Genomic DNA, 26,006 nt, shown 5'->3' with positions numbered 1-26,006 from the left:
GGCGTTCAGACCGCCAGCTCCGGCAGGTCACGGGGACAGAGAAAACGCAGCAGCCGTCCGCCGCCCTCGCCCAGGTTGCGCCAGGCGCCGGCCACCGCGAACTCGGCGAGCGCACCGGTCGGGTAGCCCTCGGCCAGGCGCTGCACGGCGTTGCCCCCGAGGGTGATGGCATGCGCGCCGACCAGGGTCATGGCCAGCTCGTGCAGCCCCGGGTTGTGGCCGATCAGCAGCACGCTGCGGGCGGTTTCGGCCACACCCCGCAGCACCTGCAGCAATTGCCCGGTGGTGGCGAGATAAAGGGCGTCCATCGGCTCGACCAGCGGCGTCTCGTCCCACGGCTCCAGCGCTTCGAGCGTCTGCAGCGTTCGGCGGGCCGATGACACCAGCACCACATCGGGGGACAGCCCGAGATCGCGCATGGCGCGACGCATGGTCGCGGCCGCCAGACGGCCGCGAGCATTGAGCGGCCGGGCATGGTCGGACAGCTTCGGGTCGTCCCATGAGGACTTGGCGTGACGCATCAGCAACAACTGGCGCAAGGCGGCGGTCTGCCTCTCCAGGGAACGATCGGGCGGAAGTCTGCCACGTCCTGCGCCGCTTGTCGTGTCTGCGCCCATGCCTAAGCTTTGGGCAGCGCCCGGCGGTTCCCGGGATGCTTGGAGAAACACCCATCGTGATGACCCATGAGCGCCCATGGCTGCGGCTTGGCCGGCGGGCAATGTTGGCCGGTTTGCTGGCATTGCCAGCCGGCGCGGCCGGCGCCGCGCTGCTCGCGACCGACCGCAGTTTCCGCGTGCTCGCCGATGGCAGGCCCATCGGCACCCATGCCGTACGCTTCAGCCGCCGTGGCGAGGCGCTGGAAGCGTCCAGCACGATCAGGCTGGCGGTGACGGTCGGCCCGCTGACCGTGTTCCGCTTCACCCACCAGGCCGTCGAGACATGGCAGGGACAGACTTTCGTCCGGATCGAGAGCCAGACCAATGACGACGGCACGAAGCTGTGGATGCGGGCGATGCGGCAAGGCGGAGGGGTGACGGTCGAAGGCAGCGCCGGCCGCCACATCGCGCCGGCGGCCGCACTGCCCTCGACCTGGTGGAACCGCGCGGTGCTGGCCGCGCCGCTGTTCAGCGCCCAGGACGGACAGATGTACGACAAGCAGGTCACGGCGGGTCCGCTGGAGACGCTGCCCGGCGGTGATGGCAGCCTGCGCGGGTGGCGGCACTCGGTGACGGTCGGCACCGATGTGGATGTCTGGTACGACCTGGAAGGACGATGGGCGGGATTGCGGTTCCACCGCAATGGAAAGTTGATTACCTACCTGCCGGAATGAGCGCGGGGTTTCACCCCGCACCCGACCAGGGGCTCTGCCCCTGGACCTCGCCAGGGGCTTCGCCCTTGGATCCCATTCTTCGCCGCGCAGCGCACCTGGGGTGCAGGGGTCCCCTGACCCCTGCCGGGTCAAGGGCGGAGCCCTTGCCTTTCAGCGCTGCGCCGGCAGGCGGCTGGCCCAGCGCAGTCCTTCGCCGAGCCAGGTGCCTTCGATCTCGTGTCCCCCCGGATGCAGGCAAAGTTCCAGGGTGCGGCGGGTGCGGCAGGACCAGACCATGCAATCCAGTTCGCCGGCGCTGACCCGGTGGTCCGGTTCGCCCTGGCAGCGGTCGGTTTCGCGCCAGATCGTGAAGCCGCGGTGGATGTCGGCCAGACGCCAGCGCTCGCCGATCGATCGGCCCGCGAGCGGCGCCACGGGATCGGCGGTGCCGTGCACGTGCCGCAGGTTGACCGGGGCGGTGCAGGCGGTGGGCATGCGTTCCCAGAAGCCGCCGGCGAAGGGCAGGAAGGCGGTGAAGCCGAGCGGCGCGAAGCAGGCCATGTCCCACACCATCGAGCCGCCGCTGCTGAAGCCGCCAAGTACGATGGTGTGAGTAACCGGCAGGCGCTTGCGCACATCGGCCACGACCGTACGCAGGAAGCTGCGGTCATCGCGGGTCTGGCGTGGCGCGCCCTGGTGCGACCAGTCGCCGCCGGCGCCGTCCGGGGCGACCAGCAGGAACCCGAGCTGGTCGGCGGGGCCGGTCACCTCGGGGTTGTCGAGGATGCCGGCGCCGCTGCCGCGATGGCCGTGCAGGAACACCAGCAGCGGCAGCGGCGTGGTGCCGTTCCAGCCCGGCGGGGCATGGACGTGATAGATGCCGCCCGGGACATGGCAGGGTTCGCAGGGGGTGGCCGGGGTGGCGGACGGGGCCGGCGCGACGGAGGGCGCCGCCGCGGCCAGCGAGAGCAGCAGGACGGCGGGCAGGGCGCGCATGGCGTCAGCCCGGCCCGGGCAGACAGGGAGACATCTCAGCCCTCTCCGGGGAGGTCGATCCAGGAGAGATGTCCACCCTTTCCGGCCCCCGTGTCCAGGAACACCGCCGTGCCCCCGGCCGCGCCCTGGCGCATCCAGGGGCGCCCGTCGGTCGAGCGCATGTCGTGGCCGCAATAGACGGTCAGGCCGGGCGGGATGCGGTCGATCCAGTCGAGCACGCGCTCGGGGTAGCCGTCGCGTTGCATGCGGCCGGTGGTCTGGCCGAACAGGGCGCGGGCGAGCGCGCCGGTGGGCCTGGTGCCGAAGGCGGGCGGCGGGGTGGCGAGCATGGTCGTGTGGAAGCCGCCATGGACGAAGAAACGGGTGCCCTGGCGCAGCCAGGCCGGGGCCTGGCGGATCGCCTCCAGCGCCTCTGCCTGCAGCGCCGGGTCGAGCTGGGCGAGCGTCGCTGCCAGGGCGGCATCGGTGCGCACCTCGCGACCGAGCAGCCGCCGCGCGAGTTTGTGATCATGGTTGCCGAGCAGGAACAGGCCCCGGCGCTCCGCCCGCAGGCGCAAGGCGATGCGCAATGCACCGGCGCTGTCGGGGCCGTTATCCGTCAGGTCCCCGAGCTGGATGACGAAACGCTCGGTGTCAGCGGCCCGGGCGAAGCCGACGGCGTCGCCGTGCACGTCGCCCACCACCCGCAGCGGGGTACGCGGCGGGATCACGTGGCCGACAGGCTGGCGAAGGCGGCCAGCGCGCGGGCCCGCCCGGCGGCTAGGTCGACGATCGGCGCGGGATAGGTGATGCCGGGGCGCAACCGGGCGGCTTCCAGCACGTCGGCGGGGGCAGCCCAGGGCTCGTGGATCCAGCGATCGGGCAGGCGGGCCAGCTCCGGGACGAAGCGGCGGACATAGCTGCCATCGGGGTCGAACTTCCGGCCCTGCAGCACCGGGTTGAAGATCCGGAAGAACGGGGCGGCATCGGCGCCGCAGCCCGCCACCCACTGCCAGGAGGCGGCGTTGTTGGCGAGATCGGCGTCCACCAGCGTGTCCCAGAACCAGGCCTCGCCCTGCTGCCAGGGCAGCATCAGGTGCTTGACCAGCAGGCTGGCGACGATCATGCGCACGCGATTATGCATCCAGCCGGTCTGCCAGAGCTGGCGCATCCCGGCATCGACGATCGGCAGGCCGGTGCGGCCGCGCTGCCAGGCACGGAGCGCTCGCGGGGCCGTCTGCCAGGGCATGCGGGCGAAGTTCGGCCGGAGCGGGGTCTCCGGCAGGGTGGGATGATGCCAGAGCAGGTGGGCGGAGAATTCCCGCCACAGGATTTCGCGGATGAAGGCGATCTGGCCGGGGCCGTCGCCGGCGGCCCGGGCGGCGTGCCAGAGCTGGTCGGCGCTGATCTCGCCGAAATGCAGGTGCGGCGAGAGCCGGGAGGTGCCGTCCATGTCCGGCCGGTCGCGCGCGGTGGCATAGGCTTCCATGGTATGGTCGAGAAAGCCGGCAAGGCGCTGCCGGGCGCCGGCTTCGCCCGGTGTCCAGGTCCCCCGCAAGCCGCCGGCCCAGTCCGGCTGGCCTGGGAGTAGGCCCCATGCCTCCAGAGGGTCGGACGGCGGGACCCGTTCCGGGGCGAGGATGTGCGCGGGCGCGGGGAGAGGGGGGGCGGCCGGCCCCCGGGCAAGGCAGGCCTTGGAGAAGGGGGTGAAGACCGCGTAGGGCGTGCCGGCGCCGCTGCGCAGCGCCTCCGGGTCGAACAGCGTGACGGTGCGGTGCAGGACGAGCGGCACGCCGGCCAGCCGTGGCAGTTCGGCGGCCACGCGCCGTGCCCAGGGCTCGACCGGCTGGCCGGCATGGATCGCGCTGGCGCCGGTTTCCCGCACCAGGGACGGCAGGATGTCGGCGATGCGCCCGCGCCGCAGCAGCAGTGGCGCACCCAGCCGGGCGAGATCGGCCGCCAGGGCGGCGAGGCTGTGATGCAGCCACCAGCGTGACGCCTCGCCGGGGCGCCATGCCCCGGGCGTCTCGTCATCGAGGACAAAGATCGGCAGCACGGGCTGCCCGCTGGCGACCGCCGCGAGCAGGGCGCGGTTGTCGCCAAGGCGCAGTTCGCGATGCAGCCAGAGGAGAACGGGAGAGGTCATGCGGCCTGCCGGATCATGCGTGCCGCCGATATACGGGCGTGGCGTGATCTGGCCAGGGTGAGCGTTCGAATCTGCGTCCCCCGGTTCACGGTCAGGTCATCCTGTCGCGATCGGCGCGAAAGGCGCCGTAGGGAAAGCTGAACAGCCGGTCGCGCCCGAGCAGGAAGATGCGGCCGCCGCGCGGGAACAGGCGGGCGATGGCCGGATCGCGCACGTCCAGCCCGCCGGTATAGGCCCCGAGGGCGGGCAGGATCAGGCGCCGGCCGTCGCTGACGAAGCAGGGGCGCGAGACCGCCGTGCCACGCACCGGGACCAGGGCCTTCGGGTGGTAATGGCCGGAGATCTCGCCGCTGGCCGGGCCGTTCACGGCTTCGTGGCGGAAGACGAGTGGCCCGGCGCGGAACTCGACCATGGCCTCGCCCGGCAGGCCGGCGGGGGGCGCCGGGTCATGGTTGCCCAGCACCCAGGTGAACGGAGTGGCCTGGGCCATGGCGGTGAGGCGGGCATGGTCCTGCGGCTGCAGCCGGGCGGCGGCGCCGGCGTCGTGGAAGGAATCCCCGAGCGCCACCACGCGCTGCGGCGCGTAGCGGCGCAGCAGGGTGGTGAGCTTGTCGAGGGTCGCGCGCGTGTCCCAGGGCGGCAGCAACGCGCCCCGCACGGCCGCGGCCGAGCCTTTTTCGAAGTGAAGGTCGGCGACGACCAGCAGGCGTCCGGCTGGCCAGAACAACGCGCCGGCGGGATCGAGCATGAGACGCTCGGCGCCAAGATGGAGAGGGGCAGTGGTCACTGTCGGAGAGGCATCCGCGAAAAAAGCCTGAAGCCCACACCTGTGCCAGAACGGCACGCCCGATCAAGTCCGGGATCGGGGAAATGCCGCGAGCCGCCGCCGGGCGCCGTGTCAGACCAGCCTGTCCAGTAAGCCTTGGATCCGGTTCGCGGCGCGCATCACCGCGGAGTTGGCTTCGTAGGCGGCGAGAACAGCATACTGGTTCACCACCTCGGCAGCCGGGTCGACGTTCGGGGCGGCGACCAGGCCACTGGCGTTGGCATGCGGTGACGTGGGGTCGTACTCGACCGTGGTGGCCGGGACGGTGGGGCGATAGGTGACCTCGACGCCGCCTGTCGCGTTCCCGATCTGAACGATGTCGATCGGCTGGTAGGCGGTGGTTTGCGGCGCACCGGCGGTCGGAACGCGTCCGGTTGTCCGCGCGTTCGCAACGTTCGAGGCAATGACATCGAGCGATCTTGCCGCGGCAGTCAGGCCCGAAACGGCTGTCATCATCGCATCCATGTGCCCCTCCAGTGTCCTGTAATCTAAGTTATCAACTAAAAGTTGTCAATCCGTCTTGCTTTATTAACGAAAAAGAGAGTTGTCCGGAGCGGTTTTCACCCAAACAGATGGCCTTGCCGCGGATCCCCCCGGGCCGGGCCTGCCCGCGGCCTGGCCGGGCGTGGCCGGAACGGTGGTGGTTCAGCCAGGCCGGTGGCCTCGGCGACGAGTTCGGCCTCTTCCAGCAGGGCATCGTCCGCGTCGTCGTCGCGCACGTTCTCCCGCCCGATTTCCAGCAGCACCGGCACGGCGAGCGGCGAGACGCGCGAGAGCACCATGTGGCGGATGCGTCCGCGCACGCGCCGCAGCAGCAGGGCGATGCGGGCGATATCGGTCAGTCCCCCCGCCGCGTCGGCGCGGGTGGCGCGCAGCAGGATGTGGTCGGGCTGATGGCGACGCAGCACGTCGTAGATCAGGTCGGAGTTCACCGTCACCTGGCGGCGGTTCTTGCCGGCACCGGGATGGTGGCGCTCGATCAGGCCGGCGATCACGGCGACAGTGCGGAAGGTCCGGCGCAGCATGGAGCTTTCGGCCATCCAGGCTTCCAGGTCGTCGCCGAGCAAATCTTCCTCGAACAGCCGGGCGATGTCGTGGGGTTCGTGGGCGGACCAGCAGGCCAGCACGTAATCTGTGGCGACGAAGCCGAGCGGGGCGAAGCCGAATCGCTGCATGCGGCGCGTCAGCAGCATGCCGAGCGTCTGATGCGCGTTGCGGCCCTCGAAGCAATAGGCGACCAGGTACCAGCGGTCGCCGCGGGGAAAGGTCTCGACCAGCAGGTCGTCGCGGCCGGGCAGGCGGGAGCGGGCCTTCTGCAGCGCCAGCCATTCGCGCACCGGCGCGGGAAAGGCGGCCCAGCCGGACGGGTCCTGCAGCAGCGCGCGCACGCGGTCGGCGAGGTTGGTCGTCAGCGGCATGCGCCCGCCGGCATAGGCGGGGACCCTGGGATCACCGGAGCCGCCGTCGATCACCTCGCAGATGGTCTCGCGCAGGCGCAGGAAGCGCAGCAGCCGGCCAGCGAAGATGAAGGTGTCGCCGGGGGTCAGCATGTTGGCGAAATATTCCTCGACCTCGCCGAGCGCGGCGCCGCCCCGCCCGGCGTAGCGCACCTGCAGCAGCGGCTCCTCGACGATGGTGCCGATGTTCATGCGGTGCTGGCGGGCGACGCGCTCCGAGGTGACGTGCACGCGCCCCTCGGCGTCGCGAAACAGGCGCCGGTACTGGTCATAGGCGGCGAGGGTGTAGCCACCGTTCTCAACGAAGCCGAGCACGTCGTCGAAGTCACGCCGGGGCAGCGCGGCGTAGGGGGCGGCGCGGCGGATCTCGGCGTACAGCGCATCCGGCAGGAACGGGCCGGCGCAGGCGGTGCCCAGCACATGCTGCGCCAGCACATCCAGCCCGCCCGGACGCGGCGGCTCACCGTCCAGCTCCTGCGCCGCCACGCCGAGGATGGCGGCCTCGCATTCCAGCACCTCGAAACGATTGGCCGGCACCAGCAGGGCGGAGGAGGGCTCGTCCATGCGGTGGTTGGCACGGCCGACGCGCTGCAGCAGCCGGGACACGCCCTTGGGGGCGCCGACCTGCAGCACCTGGTCGATGCCGCCCCAGTCGATGCCGAGGTCGAGCGAGGAGGTGGCGACCACCGCGCGCAGCCGGCCGGCCGCCATTGCCTGTTCGACGCGCTGGCGCTGCTCCGGCTCCAGGCTGCCGTGGTGGATGGCGATGGGCAGGGTCTCGTCGTTACGCTTCCACAGTTCCTGGAACAGCAATTCGGCCTGGGCGCGGGTGTTGACGAAGACGATGGTCATCCCGGCGGCGCGGATGCGCGCCAGGATCTCGGGGGCGGCGGCGAGGCCCATATGGCCCGACCAGGGCAGGTGGTCCCGCGGCAGGATCATGCCGATCCGGGGCGGGGCGCCGCCGGTGACGGCGATCACCTCCACGCCGGCACTGTTTCCGTCGCGCGCGACATAGGCCGCCAGCGCGGCCCGGTGCGCCACGGTGGCCGACAGCCCGATGCGGGTGGCGGCGGGGGCGAGCGTGCCGAGTCGCGCCAGGCCCAGCGCCAGCTGGTCGCCTCGCTTGCTGCCGGCGAGCGCATGGATCTCATCGATGACGATCGTGGCCAGGCCGGCGAACTGCGCGGGGGCGTCGGGCAGCGAGAGCAGCAAGGCGAGGCTCTCGGGGGTGGTCAGCAGCAGGTTGGGCGGGTGCTCGCGCTGCTGGCGGCGGCGCCCGGCGGGGGTGTCGCCGCTGCGCGTGCCGATGCTGACCGGCAGGTCCATCTCCTCGATCGGGCGCGTCAGGTTGCGGGCGATGTCGGTGGCAAGCGCCTTGAGCGGCGACACGTAAAGCGTGTGCAGCCCCGGGCGCGGGGCGGCGTGCAGCGCGACGAGGCCGGGCAGGAAGCCGGCGAGCGTCTTGCCGCCCCCCGTGGGGGCGATCAGCAGGACGTCACGCCCGGACTGGGCGGCGGCGAGCACCTCGCATTGATGCGGGCGTGGCGTCCATCCCTGGCGGGCGAACCAGGCGGCAAAGGGTTCTGGCAATGTTCCAGCCATTGCCGGGAGATATCAGGCGCGCGCGGGCGGAGCAAAGGGCCCGGGACGGTGCGTGCGCCACAGACCGTGCCACGCGTCCGCTCGCCATGCGGCAACGTGACGAAAATGGATCAAATGACTGTTTCGAAGTAAGATTGAGACCGGTGCGGCGGTCGTGCGGTCGATAATATCTTGCCAGACGCAATCCCGGGTCCGAAGAATACCGGAAAGTCCTGCGCCGTGACCTTGATCACGCAGCGCCGGGTGCGGATTTTTTGTTCCGCAGCGCAAAGATATTCAACCCGAGGTTCATCATTATCCGATTACAGCATGGGAGCAAATCGGAAAGGACAATGGTGCAGTGCACCATAGCATCTTAAGGTAGAATCAACGCAAGAGAAGAGTTCCCCCGCGGCTGTTCTCTGGGCGGCCACCGGGGTGGGAGGGAGCATTCCGGTCGTCGGTGGAGTGCGCCAGGCACTCGCGGCGATCCTGGCACTTCCTGGCAATGCCCCTGCCCATGCGCCCGCTTCTTTGATTCGCGGCGCGAAGGAGACGCTACAATGACAGACGATACGACCGTCGTGGTCGAGCTTCCGATGACCATGCGGATTTCGGTGACCTTCCCCGACGGGCTCCCCGGGAATCCGCAGGCCGATGCCGCCGCGCTTGCCGACTGGGCGGCCCGCAAGCTCAGCCATGTCAGCCATGCCCAGATCGATGCGTGCAACGAGTTGAACCGCTTGTTCCCGCATGGTCGCGGTGTCGTTGCCACCGTTGATGCCCAGGTTCAGGCCACTCCGACGGTGTCGGTCCTCGCTGCCTGAGGCCCGTGTTCCGATCACGCTGGATCGGAACGCCGGATCGAAAGCCGGTGCCGCGGTGGCGACGGTGCCTTCCGTCGCCGCCGCGGGGCCGGCACGCCTTTGTGGCGTTCCTGCGCTCCCTGTGACCGGGCAGGTCAGAACGGCAGGATGATATCCAGCACCTGCTGCCCCCAGCGCGGCGACTGCGGATCCGTGAGCTGGCCACGGCCGCCATAGGCGATGCGGGCCTCCGCCATGCGGTCGTGCTGCACGGTGTTGTCGCTGCCGATGTCCTGCGGCCGGATCACGCCGGTCACCGCGAGTTCGCGTAATTCCCGGTTCACCCGCACTTCCTGGCGCGCCGCCACGGCGAGATTGCCGTTGGGCAGCACCTGGGTGATGACGCCGGCCAGACGCACCACCACCGCCTCGTTGCGCTTGATCGTTGCCTTGCCGACATTGCTGTTGGCGCTGTTGGTCGAGACGAGGCTGGAGGGATTGGCGCCGGCCAGGATCTTCGGGATCTGCTGTTCGAAGCCGAACAGGTTCGGCACGCCCATGCTTTCGCTGCCGTTGCGGTTGGCATCGGTGTTGTTCTGCAGGTTGGCGCTGTCGGTGATGTTGATCAGCACCGTCACGATGTCGCCGACCTGTGCCGCGCGCTGGTCCTTGAAGAAGGCCCGGCTGCCGGGCCGCCAGAGGGCGTTCGCCTGGGGATCGGCGATCTGCGCGCTTGGCATGGGCAGGCTCATGGGGCGCCAGGCGGGATCGCGGGTGGGATCGGAACTCGGCGTCATCTGCGGCGGCCGCCCCACTTCGGACAGGCGTTGCAACGCGCCGCAACCGCCCAGCAGCGGCAGCAGCAGGACCGCCAGCAAGGCGGCCGGCCGGGGGGTCATGGCAGGACCGCCTGCGCCGTGTCCCGCCGCGCCAGGATGGCGTCGCGCCGGGACGGCGTTGCCCGCAGCGGCGTGCTGCCCGGGGCGACGCGCAGGCGGCCGGGGCCGATCACCTCGGCTTCCAGCACGGCCTGCGAAATCGGATTGCGGACCTGGATGCGCTCGCCCAGCGCCCCCGGTTCCAGCGCGATTCCCTGGCCGCTCAGGCTCAGGCCGGGCGTCGTGAACTGCAAGGTCACCTGGGCTCCTTTCTGCACCACCGTCGGCCTGGCGACATTGGCCCGTGCCAATGGCTGTCCCGGGACGGCGGGGCGCCGCAATGTCAGCCCGATCGCCTCGGCGGCGTCGCGGACCACGTCGTCGTTGCGCAGGGCCGCGGCGCGGATCCGCGCGGTCTGCAGGTCGCCCGGCTGCAGCACGGTGCCGACCGGCAGGCGCCGGACCGCGACCGGCAGCTCGACCATTTCCACGATCCGGCCGGACAGGCGCTGGCGCTGGGCCGGCATGCCCGGTCCGCTGATGGCCAGCATCGCGGTGAAGCGGCCAGACGCGTCGTCGTAGTCGATCTGCTCCACCGCGACCGCGGGGGCCGCCTCCACCGCCACCAGCGGGGCGATGAAGCCGGGCAGTTCGATGTCGCCGTCGCCGGGCGCGCCAGCCCCCGTCAGCGCATCACGCAGGGCCGCCAGCACCGCCTCGCGCGGCAGGCCTTTCCCGGGACGCTCGAGCACGGCCCGGTCGGCGGAGGAGGCGGGGCGCCAGTCGACGCCGAACTGGCGGGCAATGGCGGCGAGCTGGCGTGCTTCCACCACGATGCGCGTTCCCGGCTCCGGGGCCGGGCCGAGCACCCGCTCGCCGAGCGGCCCGGCATCGTCGAACAGGTCGGCGAGGCGCACCACCGGCGCTTCCAGCGTGGCGGCGGGGCGCAGCGTCGCCGCCGCGACCGGCACCGGGGCCGTGGCGAGCAGGGCGGCGCCCAGGAGGGACAGGAGGCGCGGGGTCATGGCAGGCGTCAGCGCAGGTTGGTGAGGGTGGAGAGCATCTGGTCGGAGGCGGTGATGACCTTGCTGTTCATCTCGTAGGCGCGCTGGGCGTTGATCAGGCTGGTGATCTCGGTGACGACGTTGACGTTGCTGGTCTCGACGAAGCCCTGCATGACCGTGCCGAAGCCGGGCGCGCCGGGCGTGCCGGTGACCGGGCTGCCGCTGGCGGCGCTTTCCAGCAGCAGGTTGTCGCCCTGGGCGTCCAGCCCCGCTTCGTTGGGGAAGGTGGCAAGCTGGAGCGTGCCGACCACGCTGGGCGTGACCTGCCCGTCCAGCTTCACCTGCACCTCGCCATTGGCGTTGATGGTGACGTCCTTCGCATTGTTCGGGATGGTGATGCCCGGGGCGACGACATAGCCGTCGGCGGTGACGATCTCGCCTTCCGGCGACAGCCCGAAGGTGCCGTCGCGGGTATAGGCGGTGTCGCCCGACGGCAGGGTGATCTGGAAATAGCCGTTGCCGCGCACGGCCAGATCGAGGCTGTTGGAGGTCTGCTGCAGGTTGCCCTGCTCGTTGATGCGGTAGATCGCCGCGGTGCGCACGCCCAGGCCCACCTGCGCGCCGGCCGGCACCACCGAGCCGGAATCCGAGGAGTTCGAGCCGACGCGGCGCAGGTTCTGGTAGATCAGGTCCTGGAACTCGGCCCGCCGGCGCTTGTAGCCGGTGGTGCCCATGTTGGCGATGTTGTTCGAGATGACCTCGACGTTGGTCTGCTGGGACTGCATGCCGGTGGCGGCAATGTCGAGCGATCGCATGGCTGGATTCTCCGTCAGGAACGCTTCTGGGTGATCTTGTCGATGGCGCCCTGCTGGCGCTCGGCCTCGCTCTGGACGAACTGCGCGACCATCTGGAAGGTGCGGACGTCGCTCATCATGCGGCTGACCTCGAGCACCGGCTGCACGTTGCTGTCCTCGACGCTGCCCTGGACGATGTGCGGCGCAGTCACCGGAGTGGTGCTGGTGTCGTTGCCGTTCAGCAGGCGGCTGCCTTCGGCCTGCAGGCGGTTGGGGTCGGCGGCGCTGACGATGCCGATGCGGCCGACCACGCCGTTCTCGCTGGTGACCGTGCCGTCCGCGGCCACGCTGATGTGGGTGTCGGCCGGCGCGAGCTGCAGCTTCTTGCCGGCGGTGTCGAGCAGGGCGTTGCCGCCGGCATCGGTGAGGGTGCCGTTGGCGGCGAGCATGAAATGCCCCGCGCGCGTCAGCCGCGGCCCGGAGGGGCCGGAGACGGTGAAGAATCCGTCTCCGGAGATCGCGAGGTCGAGCGGATTGCCCGTGTGGGTGAGCGTGCCGGCCTGGCGTTCCCGATAGGTGGCGCGATCCTGGGTATAGGTGACCGTGTTGCCGCCGGGCGGGGTGCCGCGCTGGCGTGACAGCCAGTCGCTGAAGGCCATGCGCTCGGCGCGGAAGCCGGGCGTGCCGGCATTGGCGAGGTTGGTGGCGGTGACATCCATTGCCCGCGACTGCGCGACCAGGCGGGAGAGGGCGACGTTGGTGGCGTTGTCCATGCGCGGGATCCGGTGCGGGCGGCGGTGGCGTGCCGCGAGGGGGATGGAAGCGAAGTCCCTTAGCGCAAGGCGCGTGCCAGAGCCGGGATGGCGGAAAACGCCGCATGGCCGGCAGGGCAGCCGATGCCGATCGGCAATCCGTGCCGGGTGCCGGGCGCATATCCGGCAGGTTCAGCCGCGAAGTTCAGGATCTCTTAACCTGGGCGGGCCAGGATGGCGGTCACGCGCAGCAGATTGCGCGACTTCTTTTCCCATTCACATCCCTCTTCACGGGCGCAGAGCGGCAGGGTGACCATGGCAGCGGCGGCATCGGACGAAACGGCGGCACCAGCCCCGGTCAACACACGGCGGCGCCTGCTTCTGATCGGGGTGCCCGTGCTGCTGTCGGGCACGGGGGCGGCGCTGTGGTTCGGTGGCGTCCTGCCGCCGCTGTTCGGCATGGGCGGGAAATCCCGCAGCGCCGGTGGCGAACCGGCCGGAAGTGCCGATGCGGCGCGCCAGGGGCGCCCGGCCGCGGCGGGTGGTGCGGGCACGAAGGATCTGCCGGTCTTCGTCGAACTGCCCGAGATGATCTCCAACCTCAATGTCATGCCCGGGCGGCGGGCAAGCTTCGTGAAGCTGCGGGCCCGGCTGGAACTTGCGCGGGCCGAGGACGGCGCCACCGTCACCGCGGTCATGCCGCGGCTGCTCGACCTGTTCCAGACCTATCTGCGGGAGATGCGCCCCGAGGAACTGCGCGGGTCGATGGGCACGTGGCGGCTGCGCGAGGAACTGATCGCGCGCGCCAATCTCGCCGTCGCCCCGGCCCGTGTCACCGACGTGCTGTTCACGGAGTTGCTGGTGCAATGAGCGGCTCGGACGAGGACCTCGCGGCTGCCTGGGGCGCGGAAACCGAGGAAGCCGCGGCCGGCGCGATGCCGGTGCAGGCGCATCGGGACCTGAATCAGGCCGAGATCGACAGCCTGCTCGGCTTCGACAACCGGCGCGCGGACGGCGAAAGCCGTTCGGGCATGCAGAAGATCATCAGCTCGGGGCTGGTCAGCTACGACCGGCTGCCGATGCTGGAGATCGTGTTCGACCGGCTGGTGCGCATCATGTCGACCAGCCTGCGCAACTTCACCAGCGACAATGTCGAGGTCTCGATCGACGACATCGCGTCGCTTCGCTTCGGCGACTACCTCAACTCCATCCCCCTGCCGGCGATGCTGGCGGTGTTCAAGGCGGAGGAGTGGGACAATTACGGCCTGATGGTGGTCGACTCCGCCATGATCTATTCGATCGTGGACGTGCTGCTCGGCGGACGCCGCGGCACCGCCGCGATGCGCATCGAGGGGCGGCCCTATACCACGATCGAGCGCACCCTGGTCGAGCGGATGATCCAGGTGGTGCTGGCCGACCTGACCGCGAGCTTCGATCCGCTATGCCCGGTGACATTCCGCTTCGAGCGCCTCGAGGTGAATCCGCGCTTCGCCGCGGTCAGCCGGCTGTCGAACGCGGCGGTGCTGGTGCCGTTGCGCATCGAGATGGAGGATCGCGGCGGACGGCTCGAGCTGCTGTTGCCCTATGCCACGCTCGAGCCGGTGCGTGAGCTGCTGCTGCAGCAGTTCATGGGAGAGAAGTTCGGCCGCGATTCGATCTGGGAGACGCATCTCGCCGAGGAGCTGTGGAACACCGACATCGACCTCGCGGTGGTGCTGGACGAACAGGTGATGCGCCTGTCCGATGTGCTGGCCCTGCAGCCGGGCAGCCGCATCCTGCTGGGATGCGGTCCGGGGGCATCGGTGCAGCTTCGTTGCGGCGCGACACCGCTGTACGAAGGCAAGGTCGGGCGGCGCAAGAACCGCATCGCCGTGCGCATCGACCGCGACCTGCCGCGACCCCAGCCGATGGAGCGCTGACGCCATGGGCACACGCGCAAGCCGCCCCCCGCAACAGGACCTGAATGATGGAATGGCTGCTGGAAACTGTTCTTCTCGTGTTGCTCACCGCGACCCTGTTCCATGCGGTGCGGCTGGAGCGGGCACTCGGGGTGCTCAAGCGCGATCGTGCCATGCTGGAAGAGCTGGTGGCCGGCTTCAACAGCAGCACCCGCGCGGCCGAGCAGGGGATCGAGCGGTTGCGCACGGCGGCGGAGGGCACGGGACGGCAGGTGCAGCGCCAGACGGAAGTGGCGTCCGGATTGAAGGACGACCTGGCCTTCCTGACCGAGCGCGGCGAGAAGCTCGCCGATCGTCTGGACCGGGTGCTGCGTGTGGCGCGCCCCCTGGGCCAGGACACGTCCGATCCGGCCCCGGAGCCGTCCCGCGATCCGTCGCGGCCGGACGAGGCGGAGCCGCGGCTGCGCAGCCAGGCCGAGCGCGATCTGCTGCGGGCCTTGCGCATGGCGCGCTGAGATGAAGAAGGCACCAGGCATGCGGGCCGTCCTGGCTCCTCCCCGGCTGCTGCCGGCCACCATCGCAACGATGGCGGCATTGCTGACGGTGAAGTCGGTGGTGCTGGTTGGTCATGTGCTGCCGCCGGAGACGGCGCATGCGGCGACGGTGCCGACCCCGCTCATGCCGCCATCACCGGCAACGGGCGGGGGCCCGGCGCCCGTGTCCTCCACCGGCCGGACCCGGCCCGCGCCCGAGGTCACAAGGCCCGAGGCCACGAGGCCCGAGCCGGCGACCGCGTCCGAGGCGGCGCGGGACCAGCCCGCGCGGCCCGCCGAAGCACCGGCGCCGCCGCAGGCTTTGCCGCAGGTGCCGCCGGTTTCCGACAGCGAACGGGCGTTGTTGCTCGACCTGCGCGCGCGCCGGACCGAGATCGAGGCGCAGGCTTCCACGCTGGGCGCCCGCGAGGCGGCGCTGCAGGCCGCCGAGAAGCGACTGGCCGCGCGGCTGGACGAACTGTCGGCGTTGCAGACCCGGCTGGAGGCGCTGGAGGCGACCCGGCGCGAGCGTGGCGAAGCCAACTGGCGCGGCCTGGTGAAGCTCTACGAGACCATGAAGCCGCGTGACGCGGCAACGATCTTCAACGATTTGGACCTGCCGGTGCTTCTGGCGGTGCTGGACCGGATGAAGGAGTCCAAGGCGGCGCCCGTGCTGGGATTCATGCAGCCCGAGCGCGCCCGCCTGGTGACCGCCGAACTGGCGCAATTGCGCCTGCGCGCGAACGTCCCTGCAACCCCCCCCGCCACCACGTCGGCGCGAATCCTGCGCCCGGAGGAGAAACAATGAGCCTGGACAAGTCCATGAATGTCCTGATTGTGGATGATTACAAGACGATGCTGCGCATCATCCGCAACCTGCTCAAGCAGATCGACATCAACAACGTCGAGGAGGCGACCGACGGCGCCGAGGCCCTGGCCAAGCTGCGGGCGGGCAATTTCGGCCTGGTCATCAGCGACTGGAACATGCAGCCGATGACCGGCCTGCAGTTGCTGCAGGAAGTGCGGGCGGATGCCAGGCTGAAATCCATGCCCTTCATCATGGTCACCGCCGAGAGCAAGGCCGAGAACGTGGTGGCCGCGAAGCAGGCCGGCGTCTCCAACTACATCGTCAAGCCCTTCAACGCCGAGACGCTGCGCGAGAAGATCGAGAAGGTGCTGGGTCATGGCTGACGATCCCTCCCTGCGGGCGCGGCTGGAGGCCATTCGGGCGCGCCATCCCGCGGTGGAGGTGACGGCCGTGGCCGAGATCGTCCGCGCCGTGCTGGAGACGATGCAGGGCGACCTGACTGCGGCGGAGACGGCCCTGCTCGGCGAGGTGGCCGAGCTAGGCCGCACCATCGCCGCGGCGAAGGCCGAGATCGCGGCGCTGCGCATGCACGACATCAATGCCAGCGATATTCCCTCGGCGACCGACGAACTCGACGCGATCGTGGCGCATACCGCCGCAGCGACCGAGCAGATCCTGGAGACCTGCGAGACGCTGGACAGCGTCGGCGGGAAACTCGCCGGCGACGAGTACGGCGAACTGTCCAACCAGCTTCAGGAAGCGACCACGCGCATCTACGAGGCCTGCAGCTTCCAGGACATCACTGGCCAGCGCATTACCAAGGTGGTGGCGACGCTGAAGACAATCGAAGCCAAGGTGGCCCACATCGTGGCGGCGTTCAGCGATCGGCAGGGGCAGCCGGCACCGCGGGAACCGTCGCGGGCCTCTGCCTCACCACAGGAGGATTTGCTGCACGGGCCGCAATTGCCGGCCAATGCCATGGGCCAGAACGACATCGACGCCTTGCTGGCGAGTTTCGACTGATGCGCGGGCGCTCCTTCCGGTCGGCCCGGTTGTTGCCGTTGGTGCTCGCGGCGCTGCTGCCTGCCGGCGCCGCGGCCGGAGAGGGCGCCGCCCCGGCAGGGGCGTCCGCCCGGCCTCCGGCCGCGATCACCCTGCGCACCGGGGACCATCCGGGCTTTGGCCGGGTGGTGTTCGATCCACCCGAGCGGACCTCCTGGCGGGTGGAACACACGGGCGAGCAGGTGCGGGTCTTCTTTCCCGGCGAGGCGGTGATGCCGGGCCAGCGCCCGCCCCGCAACGTGCGCGCGATCGCGGCGACATCCGGTGGCGTCGAGCTGAGCCTGCCGCCGGGTGTCTCGCTGCGGCACTGGCGCATGGGCAAGCGGCTGATCATCGACGTGTTCGATCCTGCTGCCACCACCACCGCCGCTGCCGCCACGCCGGGGCGCAAGCCCGGGCCGGCAGGCCGCCAGCCCGGCCCGCAAACGGCCTCTGGTGCGCCTTCTGCCCCCAAGCCCTCCGCTTCCAAGGCGTCTTCCACGGCTGCTGATCCGGTGTCTGCCGCCGCGCCGTCCGTTGCCACGGTTCCCGTGCCGCAGGCGGGGGCGTCCCCCGCAACAGCGGAGCCGGCGCCCGGCCAGCCGGCCCCGGCCGTCGCCGAGGCCCCGCCAGCCCGGTCGATGCCGGCCGAAGACGCGCGACCCGGAGTTGCATCAGGCGGCACGCCTCCGTCCGGACCGACCGGGCCTGCCACGGATGCGGCGCCGGTGGGCAAGGTGCTGCTGCCGTTCACGAGCGGGACCGGCGCGGCCGCGTTCCGCCGTGGTGACGAAGCGGTCCTGGTGTTCGACGAACGTCGTCCGATCGATCTCGCGTCCTTGCAGGCCGATCCGGTGTTCGGCACGGCCGAGATCAGGTTGCTGCCGACGGCGACCGTGCTGCGCCTGCGCCTGTCGGCGGACCATGTGGTGGTGCTCGCGCCCGGGGCTGGCGGGTGGATGGTCGGCATCGCCGGCGGAACGGACAGGGGCCGCCCGATCCGGCCGGAGCCGGACGCCGCCGCCGGCCGTCTCGTGCTGCCACTGGACGCGCCGGGCCGGGCGGTTGCCATTCCCGATACACTGACCGGCGGCCTGCTGCTGGTGGGGACGCAGCGAAAGGTGGGGCAGGCTTTCCCGACGCTGCGTCGCACCCCCGAATTCATGCTTCTGCCCACCTGGCAGGGTGTCGCCGTCGCGGCTATTTCGGATGGCCTCTCGCTGCGGGAAATGCCGCGCGGCTTCGCGTTGACGGCGGCCTCCCCGCAGGGCGCGCTGGCGCTGACCGCCGTCGGGGCGGATCTGACGGCACTGGCCGACGCCGCCCCCCTGACCCGCCGGTTCGACCTGCCGCCGCAGTCGGTTCCGGCGTTGCAGTCCCGGCTGCGTGATGCGCTCGCGGCTGCGTCCGCCGCGCCGCCGGCACGGCGGTCGGCGTCCCGGCTGACGATGGCGCAGGCGATGATCGCGCTGGGCCTGGGCGCCGAGGCACAGGCGGTGCTGACCCTCGCGGGCTCCGAGGACCCGCGTGCGGTGGATAACCCCGACCAGATCGGCCTGTTCGCCATTGCCAGCTTGCTTGCCGGCCGCCTCGCCGAAGCCGAGGGACTCGAGGATGCGCGTCTGTCCGGCACCGATGAGGTGGCGTTCTGGCGTGCGGTCCGCATGGCGATGCTGCGGGAGGGAGCGCCCGAAGCGGCATCCGGCCTGGCCAGGACGCTGCCCCTGCTGTTGGCGTATCCGACGCCGCTGCAGGCGCGATTGTTGCCGCTGGTGGCGGAAACCATGGTGCTGGGGGGCGAAACCGAAGCGGCCCGGCGGCTGGTCGAGGCGCGGGCGGAGGACCGGACGCTGGATCTGGCGCGGGCCTTCCTGCTGGAAGCACGTGATCCCCCGGCGGCGCTTGCTCTGCTGGATCGGTTGGCGCAGTCGCCGGATCGCCGCCTGCGCGCGCGTGCCGCGTCGCGTGCCGTGGAGCGGCGGCTTGCCGCGGGCGAGATCACGCCATCGGTCGCGGCCGATGCGCTGGAAAAGCTGTTGTATGCCTGGCGTGGCGACGGGATGGAAGCGGCGCTGCGGATACGAACCGCCGAGTTGCGGGCGCAGGCCGGCGCGCCGCGCGCCGCGCTGACGCTGTTGCGCGAGTCCGCCGAGGCGCTGCCCGATCGGGCGGAGCAGGTCCGGCCGGCCATGGCCCGGATTTTCGCCGCCGCCCTGACCGATGCGGGGGCGCCATCGATGCCGCCACTCGAACTGGTCGCGATGATCGAGGACAATGCCGATCTCATGTCCGCTGCGCCGGAGGGGGTGGAGCTTGCGACCCGCCTGGCGGACCGGCTGGCGGCGCTCGACCTGCCGCGGCGGGCCGCGCCGGTGCTGGAGAAGTTGGTCGCCAATGCCGCCCCTGGGCCGGTGCGGGCGGAGCTGGGCGGGCAACTCGCGGCGAATCGACTGCAGATCGGCGATCCAGCCGGCGCGTTGGCCGCCCTGTCCGCGACCGGAGCGGAGACATTGCCCGCCGCCGTGCAGGAAAGCCGCACGTTGACCTGGGCACGCGCCACCGCGGCGACGGGCGATGTCGCCCGCGCCATGGCGGTGCTGGAAGGGCTCGACACGCCGGCCGCACAGGAGCTGCGACTGCAGATGCTGGAGCAGGCAAAGGATTGGAAAGGCGCGACGGCAACGCTGCGCACCCTGGTGGCACGCAGCCTGCCGGAGCGGGGCGGCCTGGACGAAGCGCAGACGCGGCTGTTGCTGCGGCTGGCCTCGGCGGCCGCGCAGGCCGGCGACGAGACGCTGCTGGCGCAGATACGCCAGCGCGATACATCGCGCCTGCCGTCGGGTCCGACCGCCGATATGGTGCGATTGCTGGTGGCGGGCCCGGTGCAGGCCCCGGATGACCTGGCGCGGGCCCGGGCGGAGGCGGGGCTCGCGCGCGGGCTGCTGGGCGTGGCAGGTCGCTGAGAGGGCTTCGCTTGAGGCGCGCGCCGGATATGCAAGAAATCCACGCTCGAGCGGGGATTCCCTCTTGCGGCGCCACCCCTTTTTCCCCATGTTCCGCCGCCTTGGCCCCCGGGGGCGTGCGCAAGCGGCCCACGCCCTACAGGCTGTCTACTGGTTATGGAGGGATGCGCGATGAACGCACTCACGCAACTGGGGATGGTCTCGGAATTCCCGAGCGAGAACCAGACGACAGACATCCGCTCGGCGGGCGCCGAGGACGAACGGAAGGACTACTTCGTAGAGCGTGACGGCATGAAGTTTGCCGGCACGCACCTCCTCATCGACCTGTGGGGAGCCAGCCGGCTGGACGATCCCGACCACATCGACGCCGCGCTGCGCGAGGCGGCGGTGACGGCCGGTGCGACCATCCTGCACAGCCATTTCCACCATTTCTCGCCCAATGGCGGCGTGTCCGGGGTGGTCGTGCTGGCGGAGAGCCACATCTCCATCCACACCTGGCCGGAACGCGACTTCGCGGCGATCGATATCTTCATGTGTGGCGCCTGCAATCCGCATCTGTCGCTGCCCGTGCTGCAGCGTGCCTTCGGGCCGGAGCGGGTCGTGCTCGACGAGCAGCGGCGCGGGCGCGTCTCCTGAAGCAAGACCAGGGCTTCGCCCATCGGTCCACTTTGGCAGGGGCCACAAGGCCCCTGCATCGCTTGACTTAAATAACGGTTTCCAAAGGTCCCTGGCCTTTGGTGGGGCCAGGGCTCATGCCTCTGGCTCGTCTTGACGGAGCGCGCCATGGCCACCGATTCCTGGATCAACGAGACGCTGTACGCCGAATGGGGTCAGCGCTTCCTGGTCAAGCGCGAGCTTGCCCGGGTGCAGAGCGATTTCCAGGACATCGCGATCTTCGAGAGCGCCTCGCATGGCCGGGTGATGCTGCTCGACGGCGTGGTGCAGATCACCGAAGGTGACGAGTTTGTCTACCAGGAGATGCTGACCCACGTGCCGCTGCTGGCGCATGGGGCGGCGAAGAACGTCCTTATCATCGGCGCCGGCGACGGCGGGGTGCTGAAACGGGTGCTGCAGCACCGCGGCGTGGCACGCGCGGTCATGGTCGAGATCGACGGCGAGGTCATCCGCCTCGCGAAGGAGTTCCTGCCGGGAATCGGCGGCGATGCCTGGAACGATCCGCGCGCCGAGGTCATCGTGGGCGACGGCATCGATTACGTGAAGCGCGCGCCGGACGCGGCCTTCGATGTGATCATCGTCGATTCGACCGATCCGATCGGGGTGGGCGAGGTCCTGTTCACCGATGAGTTCTATGCCAACGCGGCGCGCATCCTGTCTGCTGGCGGATTGATCGTGAACCAGTGCGGCGTGCCGTTCATGCAGGCCGACGAACTGCGCGACACCAGCTTGCGGCGGGCCCGGTTCTTCCCGCATGTCGGTGCCTATGTGGCAGCGGTACCTACCTATGTCGGTGGGTTCATGACACTTGGCTTCGCGGCCAAGGCCCCGGGGCTGGATGCGGTGCCGGTGGAAACCATCCGCGCCCGCGCCGAGGCGGCCGGCATCCTGGGCGGCACCAGCTACTGGACGCCGGAGGTGCACTGGTCGGCCTTCCAGCTTCCCCCCTACATCGCGAAGCATCTGCCGGCGCGCGGCTGACGCCGCCGGGGCGAACCCGGCGATGCCGCGCATCTTCACGCGCCGGATCGTGGTCCCGGCAGAGGCGATCGACGTCTTCGGCCACGTCAACAATCTTGTCTATCTGCACTGGATGCTGGACGTCGCGACCGAGCATTCGGCTGCGCAGGGCTGGCCGTTGGAGCGTTATCTCGAGGCCGGTTTCATCTGGGTCGTCCGTTCGCACGGCATCACCTATCACCGCCCGGCCTTCGCCGGTGACGAGGTGGCGCTGCACACCTGGATCGCGGATTTCCACCATCACCTGTCGACCCGGCGCTACCTGTTCCGCCGGCCGGCTGACGGCCGGGTGCTGGCGGAGGCGGAGACCGGCTGGGTGCTGGTGGACCGGGACCGCCTGCGGCCACGCCGCATTCCCGAGGTGCTGGCGGAGTCCTTCGAGGTCGTGTCCGCCGACGAGATCGCCGCGCTGCATACCGCCGGCTGAGGTGGCGTTGGCGGGGCGTTGCCCCGCGCCCGACCAGGAGGCTCCGCCTCCTGGACCTCCGCCAAGGGCTTCGCCCTTGGAACCCATGATTTCTGTGCCGCGCAGCGCACCTGGGATCCAAGGGCCTTGTGGCCGTCACGCGACCGCGTGCGTGCGCACGACGGCAGGTCCAGGGCGGAGCCCTGGCTCTTTATGCACGGGTCGTTTACGGCCGGCCCGAAGCCGCTTTAGGCTGCGGCGATGCGTCCCGCCATCACTTGCAGCCTCGTCAACGGTGTCTTCGGCGATCCGGTCATGTACGCCGATCTGATGTTCGACCGGCAGGCCTTGCTGTTCGACATGGGCGATTTGCGGGCGCTGCCGACGCGCAAGCTGCTGCGCGTCGCGCATGCCTTCGTCAGCCATGCCCATATGGATCACTTCGGCGATTTCGATTGGCTGTTGCGGTTGCTGCTTGGGCGGGAGACGACCTTGGGCCTGTACGGGCCACCCGGATTCATCGACCAGGTCGCGCACAAGCTGGGCGCCTATACCTGGAACCTGATTCGTTCCTATGCCGGCCAATTGGTGCTTGCGGTGACCGAGGTCGCCGGGGACGGTCGGCTGCTGCACGCACGCTTTGCCTCCGCCACGGCGTTCATGCGGGAAGATCTGCCCGCGACTGCCGGGGATGTCCTGCTGGAGACCCCGGTGCTGCGGGTCCGCTGCGCCGTGCTCGATCACGGCACGCCTTGCCTCGGCTTCGTGTTGGAAGAGACTGCGCATGTGAATATCTGGCGGAACCGGCTGGATGCGCGTGGCCTGCCGGTGGGGCCGTGGCTGCGCGAGCTGAAGCAGGCCATCCTGCGCGGTGCGCCAGACGAGACGATGGTTGGAGGGCAGGCTCTGGGCACGGTGCGGGACCTGGCCGTGGTCGTGCCGGGCCAGCGAATCGCCTATGTCACCGATGTGCGTTTCACCGACGCGAATGCGGCGCGGATCGTGGCACTGGCGCGCGATGCGGATGTGTTGTTCATCGAGGCAGGATTCCTCGATGCGGATGCGGCACAGGCGGCGCGGCGGAACCATCTGACGGCCGTCCAGGCCGGGACGCTGGCACGCCGTGCCGGAGCGAAGCGGCTGGTGCCCCTGCATTTTTCGACCCGCTACAGCGGGCAGGAGGCGGCATTGCGCGCCGAGGCCGCGCAGGCGCATGGGGTGCCGGCATAGGACGTTTCAGTGCAGGCCCGGGAAGCTCTGCACCAGGCTGCCCGCGACCAGGCGCCAGCCATCGACCAGCACGAAGAAGATCAGCTTGAACGGCAGCGACACCGCCGATGGTGGCAGCATCATCATGCCCAGGCTCATCAGGATCGAGGAAACCACCATGTCGATGACCAGGAAGGGCAGGTAGAGCAGGAAGCCCATTTCGAAGGCCCGGCGCAGTTCCCCGACCATGAAGGCTGGAATCAAAGCACGCCAGGGCGTGTCCTGTGGGCCGGTGGGATCGGGGATGGCGCCGAGATCGAGGAACAGGCGCAGATCGTCCGGCCGCGCGCTCGCGGTCATGAAGCGGCGGAACGGTTCCGCGGCCAGGCGCAAACCTTCCATCTCGCTGACGCGGCCCTGCGTCATCGGCAGCAGGCCCGTGGTCCAGGCCTGGTCGAGCACCGGCTGCATGACGAAGAAGGTGAGGAACAGCGCCAGCCCGATCAGCACGGTGTTCGGTGGCGCACCCTGCGTGCCAAGCGCGCTGCGCAGCAGCGAGAGGACGACGATGATGCGGGTGAAGGCGGTGACCATCACCAGCAGGCTCGGGGCGAGGGCCAGCACCGTGATCAGCGCGGTGATCTGCACCAACCGCGCGGTGGCGCCCGCGCTACCGGCATTGCCGAGATCAATGCTGACGGATTGCGCGTGCGCCGCGTCTGGTGCCAGCAGCATCGCCACGAGCAGCAGCAGAACCGGCATGATGCGTGGGATGAGGTGCTTCATGGGACGTCCCCGGCCGCTTCGGCGAGATCAGCGGACAGCGCATCGAGATCAGCGAGGAGGCTGATCAGCCGCGGCCGCAAGGCCAGGCCCTCGGCGGGCGGGAGATCCAGGATGGCGGCACAGAGCCGGCCGGCTTCCTGATCGAGCCCCGCCAGGTCGAGGTTGCGGCGGGCTGCAACGAGCGCGCGCGCGAGGTGCAACGTGGCTGCCAGGGACTCTGTGAGCGCCTGGGCATGCTGCGCGGATGCGGAACTGGGCACTTTTTGCGCCGGGATCACCATGCGGCCGATTGAAGCAGGGATAGGTTGAGAAAAGCTTTCCAGGGCAGCAGCGTGCTGTTGTTCACAGCTTCTTAGGTTTCTCGCGGCAAGGTTGCATCCGGCGCGGCGTTCGCAGCGCGGATGTTCGGAGCGCAGGAGTTCCGGCGCACGCCTTCAGGTGGGGTGTGCGTTTTCACTCGGATCGCTGGGGCAGAGGCAGGGGCAGGTGGATCCTACGCATATTGGATTGTTCGATCTGGCGGAGCGGCGGCTGGCCTGGCTCGACCGGCGTTCGACCGTGCTGGCGCAGAACGTCGCCAATGCCGACACGCCTGGTTGGGTGCCGAAGGACCTGCAGCCTTTCACGCTGGCGTTGGCGCAGGCCGGGGTGACGCCGCTGCGCACCAATCTCCGCCATCTTCCGGGCACCTCGACGGAGGACCCGGCGGCGCGGCCGGTGGTGGGCGAACGCTCGCCGGACGGCAACGCGGTACGGCTGGACGTGGAACTGACCAAGGTCGCCGACACCGAAACGGCCCACATGCTGGTGGGCGATCTGTGGAAGAAATATTTCGGACTCTTCCACACCGCACTGGGACGATGAACAGGGAGGCCCGGCGATGGACATGACCAAGGCGCTCGACATTTCGTCCCGCGGCATGGAGGCGCAGACCTTGCGCCTGCGGGTGATCGCCGAGAATCTGGCGAACCAGGACACCACCGGCACTGACCCGAAAACCGGGCCCTACCGGCGCAAGACGGTGGTCTTCACCAACGAGCTTGATCGTGTGATCGGTGTTTCGACGGTGAAGGTGAAGAAGATCGGCACCGATCAGGGTGAGTTGCCGCGGCACTATGATCCGTCGCACCCGGCCGCCGATGCCCAAGGCTACGTGAGCACTCCCAACGTCAACCCGTTCGTAGAGATGATGGACATGCGGGCAGCCCAACGTGCGTACAATGCCAATCTTTCCGTCATGCAGGTTGCGCGCGGCATGTTGACGCGCGCGATCGAGCTGTTGAAGTAGGCGCGCCATGGCGGTTTCTCCCATCGGCGTCTCGCCCGGTGCCGCGGCACAGGCCTATCGCGCCGTCGAGTCCGGCCAGGCCGCCGCCGTATCCGGTGGCGCTGATTTCGGCGGCGTGCTGTCGCGCATGCTCGAAAGCGCTGTCGCCGCGGGGCACGAGGCGGACAGGCAATCCACCGCGGCGATCGCCGGCAACGGCAACATCACCGATGTGGTGACCGCGGTTTCGAAGGCGGAGCTGGCGCTGCAGAGCACCGTTGCCATTCGCGACCGCGTGGTGCAGGCGTACCAGGACATCATGCGCATGGGAATCTGAAACACTCCCTGCACTCTCCATGCGGCTTTGCCCGACCACGCGTCGTGCGTGGGGCCGGACGGGGCCGGCAGGGCGCGTGAGCAAAGCCATGTTGGCCGGGACTGGTGACACCCCGCCGGCAGAGTGATCCACCAAGCAGGGAACCGGAGCACGCTGACCGTTCGCGGTCAGCCTGGAACTGCTCTGGCCCTCGTTGCGCCGTGCCGACGGGCTAGGCCATGTGGCCTGGGCCTGGAATGGAACTTCCCACCAGGAGGGCGGGATGCAGGACGGTGACCTGGGGTTGTTGCTGCGCGATGCGTTGCTGCTGATCCTCAAGCTCGGCGGGCCACCGCTGGCGGCGACGCTGGTGGTCGGGCTGGCGGTGTCACTGCTGCAGGCGGTGACCCAGATCAACGAAGCGACGCTGTCCTTCGTGCCCAAAGCCCTGGCGATCGTGGCGACGCTGTTATTGACCGGGGGCTGGATGCTCGGGCAGCTCGCCGATTTCACCCGCTTGCTGTTCGACCGCCTCGTGGCCTCCGGCGGTTGA

Annotated in this window: 30 protein-coding genes; 17 read left to right on the top strand and 13 right to left on the bottom strand. The window is 69.9% G+C overall.

Features of this window, described 5'->3' with window-relative positions; translation table 11 throughout:
- Positions 1-5 precede the first annotated feature (5 nt).
- On the bottom strand, positions 6-539 hold the full coding sequence (locus NBY65_RS02890; protein WP_150041875.1) for a SixA phosphatase family protein: 534 nt from the start codon (positions 537-539) through the stop codon (positions 6-8).
- A 137-nt stretch (positions 540-676) separates the two neighbouring features.
- Between NBY65_RS02890 and NBY65_RS02885 the strand changes: the two genes are divergently transcribed.
- On the top strand, positions 677-1,330 hold the full coding sequence (locus NBY65_RS02885) for a DUF6134 family protein (protein WP_239002857.1): 654 nt from the start codon (positions 677-679) through the stop codon (positions 1,328-1,330).
- Between the two features lie 150 nt (positions 1,331-1,480).
- Here NBY65_RS02885 and NBY65_RS02880 read toward each other — a convergent pair whose 3' ends face one another.
- From NBY65_RS02880 to NBY65_RS02855, 6 genes are all read right to left on the bottom strand, one after another.
- Positions 1,481-2,305, bottom strand: coding sequence for an alpha/beta hydrolase family esterase (locus NBY65_RS02880; protein WP_150041873.1), 825 nt, complete (start codon positions 2,303-2,305; stop codon positions 1,481-1,483).
- A 35-nt stretch (positions 2,306-2,340) separates the two neighbouring features.
- Entirely contained in the window at positions 2,341-3,015 is a 675-nt protein-coding gene (locus NBY65_RS02875; RefSeq protein WP_203330540.1) for a metallophosphoesterase, read from the bottom strand.
- Positions 3,012-4,430, bottom strand: a complete 1,419-nt coding sequence (locus tag NBY65_RS02870) for a cryptochrome/photolyase family protein (protein WP_203330539.1) — start codon at positions 4,428-4,430, stop codon at positions 3,012-3,014. The genes NBY65_RS02875 and NBY65_RS02870 overlap by 4 nt, the downstream gene beginning before the upstream one ends.
- Before the next feature lie 91 nt (positions 4,431-4,521).
- On the bottom strand, positions 4,522-5,217 hold the full coding sequence (pdeM, locus tag NBY65_RS02865) for a ligase-associated DNA damage response endonuclease PdeM (protein WP_203330538.1): 696 nt from the start codon (positions 5,215-5,217) through the stop codon (positions 4,522-4,524).
- 111 nt (positions 5,218-5,328) lie between these two features.
- The gene (locus NBY65_RS02860) at positions 5,329-5,721 is read right to left on the bottom strand and encodes a flagellar basal body rod protein FlgC (RefSeq protein WP_150041889.1); all 393 of its coding nucleotides are present in this window, start codon (positions 5,719-5,721) and stop codon (positions 5,329-5,331) included.
- Positions 5,722-5,816: 95 nt separating this feature from the next.
- Positions 5,817-8,318, bottom strand: a complete 2,502-nt coding sequence (locus NBY65_RS02855) for a ligase-associated DNA damage response DEXH box helicase (RefSeq protein ID WP_150041872.1) — start codon at positions 8,316-8,318, stop codon at positions 5,817-5,819.
- A gap of 542 nt (positions 8,319-8,860) precedes the next feature.
- On the opposite strand from NBY65_RS02855, the gene NBY65_RS02850 reads away from it, so the two are divergent.
- Complete coding sequence (locus NBY65_RS02850; protein WP_150041871.1) at positions 8,861-9,124, top strand: hypothetical protein; 264 nt, start codon at positions 8,861-8,863, stop codon at positions 9,122-9,124.
- Positions 9,125-9,258: 134 nt separating this feature from the next.
- Here NBY65_RS02850 and flgH read toward each other — a convergent pair whose 3' ends face one another.
- From flgH to NBY65_RS02830, 4 genes are read right to left on the bottom strand one after another with little or no spacing between them, the layout of a single operon-like run.
- Complete coding sequence (flgH, locus tag NBY65_RS02845) at positions 9,259-10,002, bottom strand: flagellar basal body L-ring protein FlgH (RefSeq protein ID WP_150041870.1); 744 nt, start codon at positions 10,000-10,002, stop codon at positions 9,259-9,261.
- Positions 9,999-11,006, bottom strand: a complete 1,008-nt coding sequence (gene flgA, locus NBY65_RS02840; protein ID WP_150041869.1) for a flagellar basal body P-ring formation chaperone FlgA — start codon at positions 11,004-11,006, stop codon at positions 9,999-10,001. Before flgA ends, flgH begins: the two co-directional genes overlap by 4 nt.
- Before the next feature lie 8 nt (positions 11,007-11,014).
- Complete coding sequence (gene flgG / locus NBY65_RS02835) at positions 11,015-11,800, bottom strand: flagellar basal-body rod protein FlgG (RefSeq protein ID WP_150041868.1); 786 nt, start codon at positions 11,798-11,800, stop codon at positions 11,015-11,017.
- Between the two features lie 14 nt (positions 11,801-11,814).
- A complete protein-coding gene (locus tag NBY65_RS02830; protein ID WP_150041867.1) occupies positions 11,815-12,552 on the bottom strand; it encodes a flagellar hook basal-body protein in 738 nt (245 codons plus the stop codon).
- 294 nt (positions 12,553-12,846) lie between these two features.
- Between NBY65_RS02830 and NBY65_RS02825 the strand changes: the two genes are divergently transcribed.
- From NBY65_RS02825 to NBY65_RS02775, 11 genes are all read left to right on the top strand, one after another.
- The gene (locus tag NBY65_RS02825) at positions 12,847-13,401 is read left to right on the top strand and encodes a flagellar basal body-associated FliL family protein (RefSeq protein ID WP_239002856.1); all 555 of its coding nucleotides are present in this window, start codon (positions 12,847-12,849) and stop codon (positions 13,399-13,401) included.
- Positions 13,398-14,450, top strand: coding sequence for a flagellar motor switch protein FliM (gene fliM, locus NBY65_RS02820; RefSeq protein WP_150041866.1), 1,053 nt, complete (start codon positions 13,398-13,400; stop codon positions 14,448-14,450). The genes NBY65_RS02825 and fliM overlap by 4 nt, the downstream gene beginning before the upstream one ends.
- A gap of 44 nt (positions 14,451-14,494) precedes the next feature.
- The gene (locus NBY65_RS02815) at positions 14,495-14,944 is read left to right on the top strand and encodes a DUF6468 domain-containing protein (protein ID WP_150041865.1); all 450 of its coding nucleotides are present in this window, start codon (positions 14,495-14,497) and stop codon (positions 14,942-14,944) included.
- A gap of 19 nt (positions 14,945-14,963) precedes the next feature.
- Positions 14,964-15,770, top strand: coding sequence for a MotE family protein (locus tag NBY65_RS02810; RefSeq protein ID WP_250265624.1), 807 nt, complete (start codon positions 14,964-14,966; stop codon positions 15,768-15,770).
- A 14-nt stretch (positions 15,771-15,784) separates the two neighbouring features.
- Positions 15,785-16,153, top strand: coding sequence for a chemotaxis response regulator CheY (locus NBY65_RS02805; RefSeq protein ID WP_456316132.1), 369 nt, complete (start codon positions 15,785-15,787; stop codon positions 16,151-16,153).
- Positions 16,146-16,793, top strand: coding sequence for a protein phosphatase CheZ (locus tag NBY65_RS02800; protein ID WP_150041862.1), 648 nt, complete (start codon positions 16,146-16,148; stop codon positions 16,791-16,793). The genes NBY65_RS02805 and NBY65_RS02800 overlap by 8 nt, the downstream gene beginning before the upstream one ends.
- Positions 16,793-19,774 carry a tetratricopeptide repeat protein gene (locus tag NBY65_RS02795; protein WP_150041861.1) on the top strand — a complete coding sequence of 994 codons (2,982 nt, stop codon included), beginning with the start codon at positions 16,793-16,795 and terminating at the stop codon, positions 19,772-19,774. The genes NBY65_RS02800 and NBY65_RS02795 overlap by 1 nt, the downstream gene beginning before the upstream one ends.
- 171 nt (positions 19,775-19,945) lie before the next feature.
- The gene (gene speD, locus NBY65_RS02790; RefSeq protein WP_150041860.1) at positions 19,946-20,410 is read left to right on the top strand and encodes an adenosylmethionine decarboxylase; all 465 of its coding nucleotides are present in this window, start codon (positions 19,946-19,948) and stop codon (positions 20,408-20,410) included.
- Positions 20,411-20,557: 147 nt separating this feature from the next.
- Positions 20,558-21,430 carry a polyamine aminopropyltransferase gene (speE, locus tag NBY65_RS02785; RefSeq protein ID WP_150041859.1) on the top strand — a complete coding sequence of 291 codons (873 nt, stop codon included), beginning with the start codon at positions 20,558-20,560 and terminating at the stop codon, positions 21,428-21,430.
- Between the two features lie 22 nt (positions 21,431-21,452).
- On the top strand, positions 21,453-21,896 hold the full coding sequence (locus NBY65_RS02780; RefSeq protein WP_150041858.1) for an acyl-CoA thioesterase: 444 nt from the start codon (positions 21,453-21,455) through the stop codon (positions 21,894-21,896).
- 240 nt (positions 21,897-22,136) lie between these two features.
- Positions 22,137-23,105 carry a ribonuclease Z gene (locus NBY65_RS02775; protein WP_150041857.1) on the top strand — a complete coding sequence of 323 codons (969 nt, stop codon included), beginning with the start codon at positions 22,137-22,139 and terminating at the stop codon, positions 23,103-23,105.
- Positions 23,106-23,111: 6 nt separating this feature from the next.
- Here the strand turns inward: NBY65_RS02775 and fliP are convergent, their stop codons facing one another.
- A complete protein-coding gene (gene fliP, locus NBY65_RS02770; protein ID WP_150041856.1) occupies positions 23,112-23,870 on the bottom strand; it encodes a flagellar type III secretion system pore protein FliP in 759 nt (252 codons plus the stop codon).
- The gene (locus NBY65_RS02765; protein ID WP_150041855.1) at positions 23,867-24,151 is read right to left on the bottom strand and encodes a hypothetical protein; all 285 of its coding nucleotides are present in this window, start codon (positions 24,149-24,151) and stop codon (positions 23,867-23,869) included. The genes fliP and NBY65_RS02765 overlap by 4 nt, the downstream gene beginning before the upstream one ends.
- Positions 24,152-24,356: 205 nt before the next feature.
- Here NBY65_RS02765 and NBY65_RS02760 point away from each other — a divergent pair, with 205 nt between their 5' ends.
- The 4 genes from NBY65_RS02760 (at position 24,357) to fliQ (ending at position 26,006) form a co-directional block, all read left to right on the top strand.
- Positions 24,357-24,734 (top strand): flagellar basal body rod protein FlgB, encoded by a 378-nt coding sequence (locus NBY65_RS02760; protein WP_162530634.1) that lies wholly within the window; start codon positions 24,357-24,359, stop codon positions 24,732-24,734.
- 16 nt (positions 24,735-24,750) lie between these two features.
- Positions 24,751-25,158 carry a flagellar basal body rod protein FlgC gene (gene flgC / locus NBY65_RS02755; RefSeq protein WP_150041853.1) on the top strand — a complete coding sequence of 136 codons (408 nt, stop codon included), beginning with the start codon at positions 24,751-24,753 and terminating at the stop codon, positions 25,156-25,158.
- 7 nt (positions 25,159-25,165) lie between these two features.
- Positions 25,166-25,474, top strand: a complete 309-nt coding sequence (gene fliE / locus NBY65_RS02750) for a flagellar hook-basal body complex protein FliE (protein ID WP_150041852.1) — start codon at positions 25,166-25,168, stop codon at positions 25,472-25,474.
- Positions 25,475-25,736: 262 nt separating this feature from the next.
- Positions 25,737-26,006, top strand: coding sequence for a flagellar biosynthesis protein FliQ (fliQ, locus tag NBY65_RS02745; RefSeq protein ID WP_150041851.1), 270 nt, complete (start codon positions 25,737-25,739; stop codon positions 26,004-26,006).

Source organism: Rhodovastum atsumiense (genome assembly GCF_937425535.1).
GTDB lineage: Bacteria > Pseudomonadota > Alphaproteobacteria > Acetobacterales > Acetobacteraceae > Rhodovastum > Rhodovastum atsumiense.
The sequence above is the reverse complement of the archived record's forward strand: the minus strand, read 5'-3'. Positions and strand labels throughout refer to the sequence as shown.

Coding starts and splice junctions, on each gene's coding strand:
- NBY65_RS02880 (WP_150041873.1), bottom strand. CDS start 2,305: ATGCGCGCCCTGCCCGCCGTCCTGCTGCTCTCGCTGGCCGCGGCGGCG.
- NBY65_RS02850 (WP_150041871.1), top strand. CDS start 8,861: ATGACAGACGATACGACCGTCGTGGTCGAGCTTCCGATGACCATGCGG.
- fliQ (WP_150041851.1), top strand. CDS start 25,737: ATGCAGGACGGTGACCTGGGGTTGTTGCTGCGCGATGCGTTGCTGCTG.
- flgH (WP_150041870.1), bottom strand. CDS start 10,002: ATGACCCCCCGGCCGGCCGCCTTGCTGGCGGTCCTGCTGCTGCCGCTG.
- NBY65_RS02800 (WP_150041862.1), top strand. CDS start 16,146: ATGGCTGACGATCCCTCCCTGCGGGCGCGGCTGGAGGCCATTCGGGCG.
- NBY65_RS02885 (WP_239002857.1), top strand. CDS start 677: ATGACCCATGAGCGCCCATGGCTGCGGCTTGGCCGGCGGGCAATGTTG.
- fliE (WP_150041852.1), top strand. CDS start 25,166: ATGGCGGTTTCTCCCATCGGCGTCTCGCCCGGTGCCGCGGCACAGGCC.
- speE (WP_150041859.1), top strand. CDS start 20,558: ATGGCCACCGATTCCTGGATCAACGAGACGCTGTACGCCGAATGGGGT.
- fliP (WP_150041856.1), bottom strand. CDS start 23,870: ATGAAGCACCTCATCCCACGCATCATGCCGGTTCTGCTGCTGCTCGTG.
- NBY65_RS02780 (WP_150041858.1), top strand. CDS start 21,453: ATGCCGCGCATCTTCACGCGCCGGATCGTGGTCCCGGCAGAGGCGATC.
- NBY65_RS02810 (WP_250265624.1), top strand. CDS start 14,964: ATGCGGGCCGTCCTGGCTCCTCCCCGGCTGCTGCCGGCCACCATCGCA.
- NBY65_RS02815 (WP_150041865.1), top strand. CDS start 14,495: ATGATGGAATGGCTGCTGGAAACTGTTCTTCTCGTGTTGCTCACCGCG.
- flgG (WP_150041868.1), bottom strand. CDS start 11,800: ATGCGATCGCTCGACATTGCCGCCACCGGCATGCAGTCCCAGCAGACC.
- NBY65_RS02870 (WP_203330539.1), bottom strand. CDS start 4,430: ATGACCTCTCCCGTTCTCCTCTGGCTGCATCGCGAACTGCGCCTTGGC.
- NBY65_RS02765 (WP_150041855.1), bottom strand. CDS start 24,151: ATGGTGATCCCGGCGCAAAAAGTGCCCAGTTCCGCATCCGCGCAGCAT.
- NBY65_RS02855 (WP_150041872.1), bottom strand. CDS start 8,318: ATGGCTGGAACATTGCCAGAACCCTTTGCCGCCTGGTTCGCCCGCCAG.
- NBY65_RS02795 (WP_150041861.1), top strand. CDS start 16,793: ATGCGCGGGCGCTCCTTCCGGTCGGCCCGGTTGTTGCCGTTGGTGCTC.
- speD (WP_150041860.1), top strand. CDS start 19,946: ATGAACGCACTCACGCAACTGGGGATGGTCTCGGAATTCCCGAGCGAG.
- flgA (WP_150041869.1), bottom strand. CDS start 11,006: ATGACCCCGCGCCTCCTGTCCCTCCTGGGCGCCGCCCTGCTCGCCACG.
- NBY65_RS02805 (WP_456316132.1), top strand. CDS start 15,785: ATGAATGTCCTGATTGTGGATGATTACAAGACGATGCTGCGCATCATC.
- fliM (WP_150041866.1), top strand. CDS start 13,398: ATGAGCGGCTCGGACGAGGACCTCGCGGCTGCCTGGGGCGCGGAAACC.
- NBY65_RS02860 (WP_150041889.1), bottom strand. CDS start 5,721: ATGGATGCGATGATGACAGCCGTTTCGGGCCTGACTGCCGCGGCAAGA.
- NBY65_RS02825 (WP_239002856.1), top strand. CDS start 12,847: ATGGCAGCGGCGGCATCGGACGAAACGGCGGCACCAGCCCCGGTCAAC.
- NBY65_RS02830 (WP_150041867.1), bottom strand. CDS start 12,552: ATGGACAACGCCACCAACGTCGCCCTCTCCCGCCTGGTCGCGCAGTCG.
- NBY65_RS02775 (WP_150041857.1), top strand. CDS start 22,137: ATGCGTCCCGCCATCACTTGCAGCCTCGTCAACGGTGTCTTCGGCGAT.
- flgC (WP_150041853.1), top strand. CDS start 24,751: ATGGACATGACCAAGGCGCTCGACATTTCGTCCCGCGGCATGGAGGCG.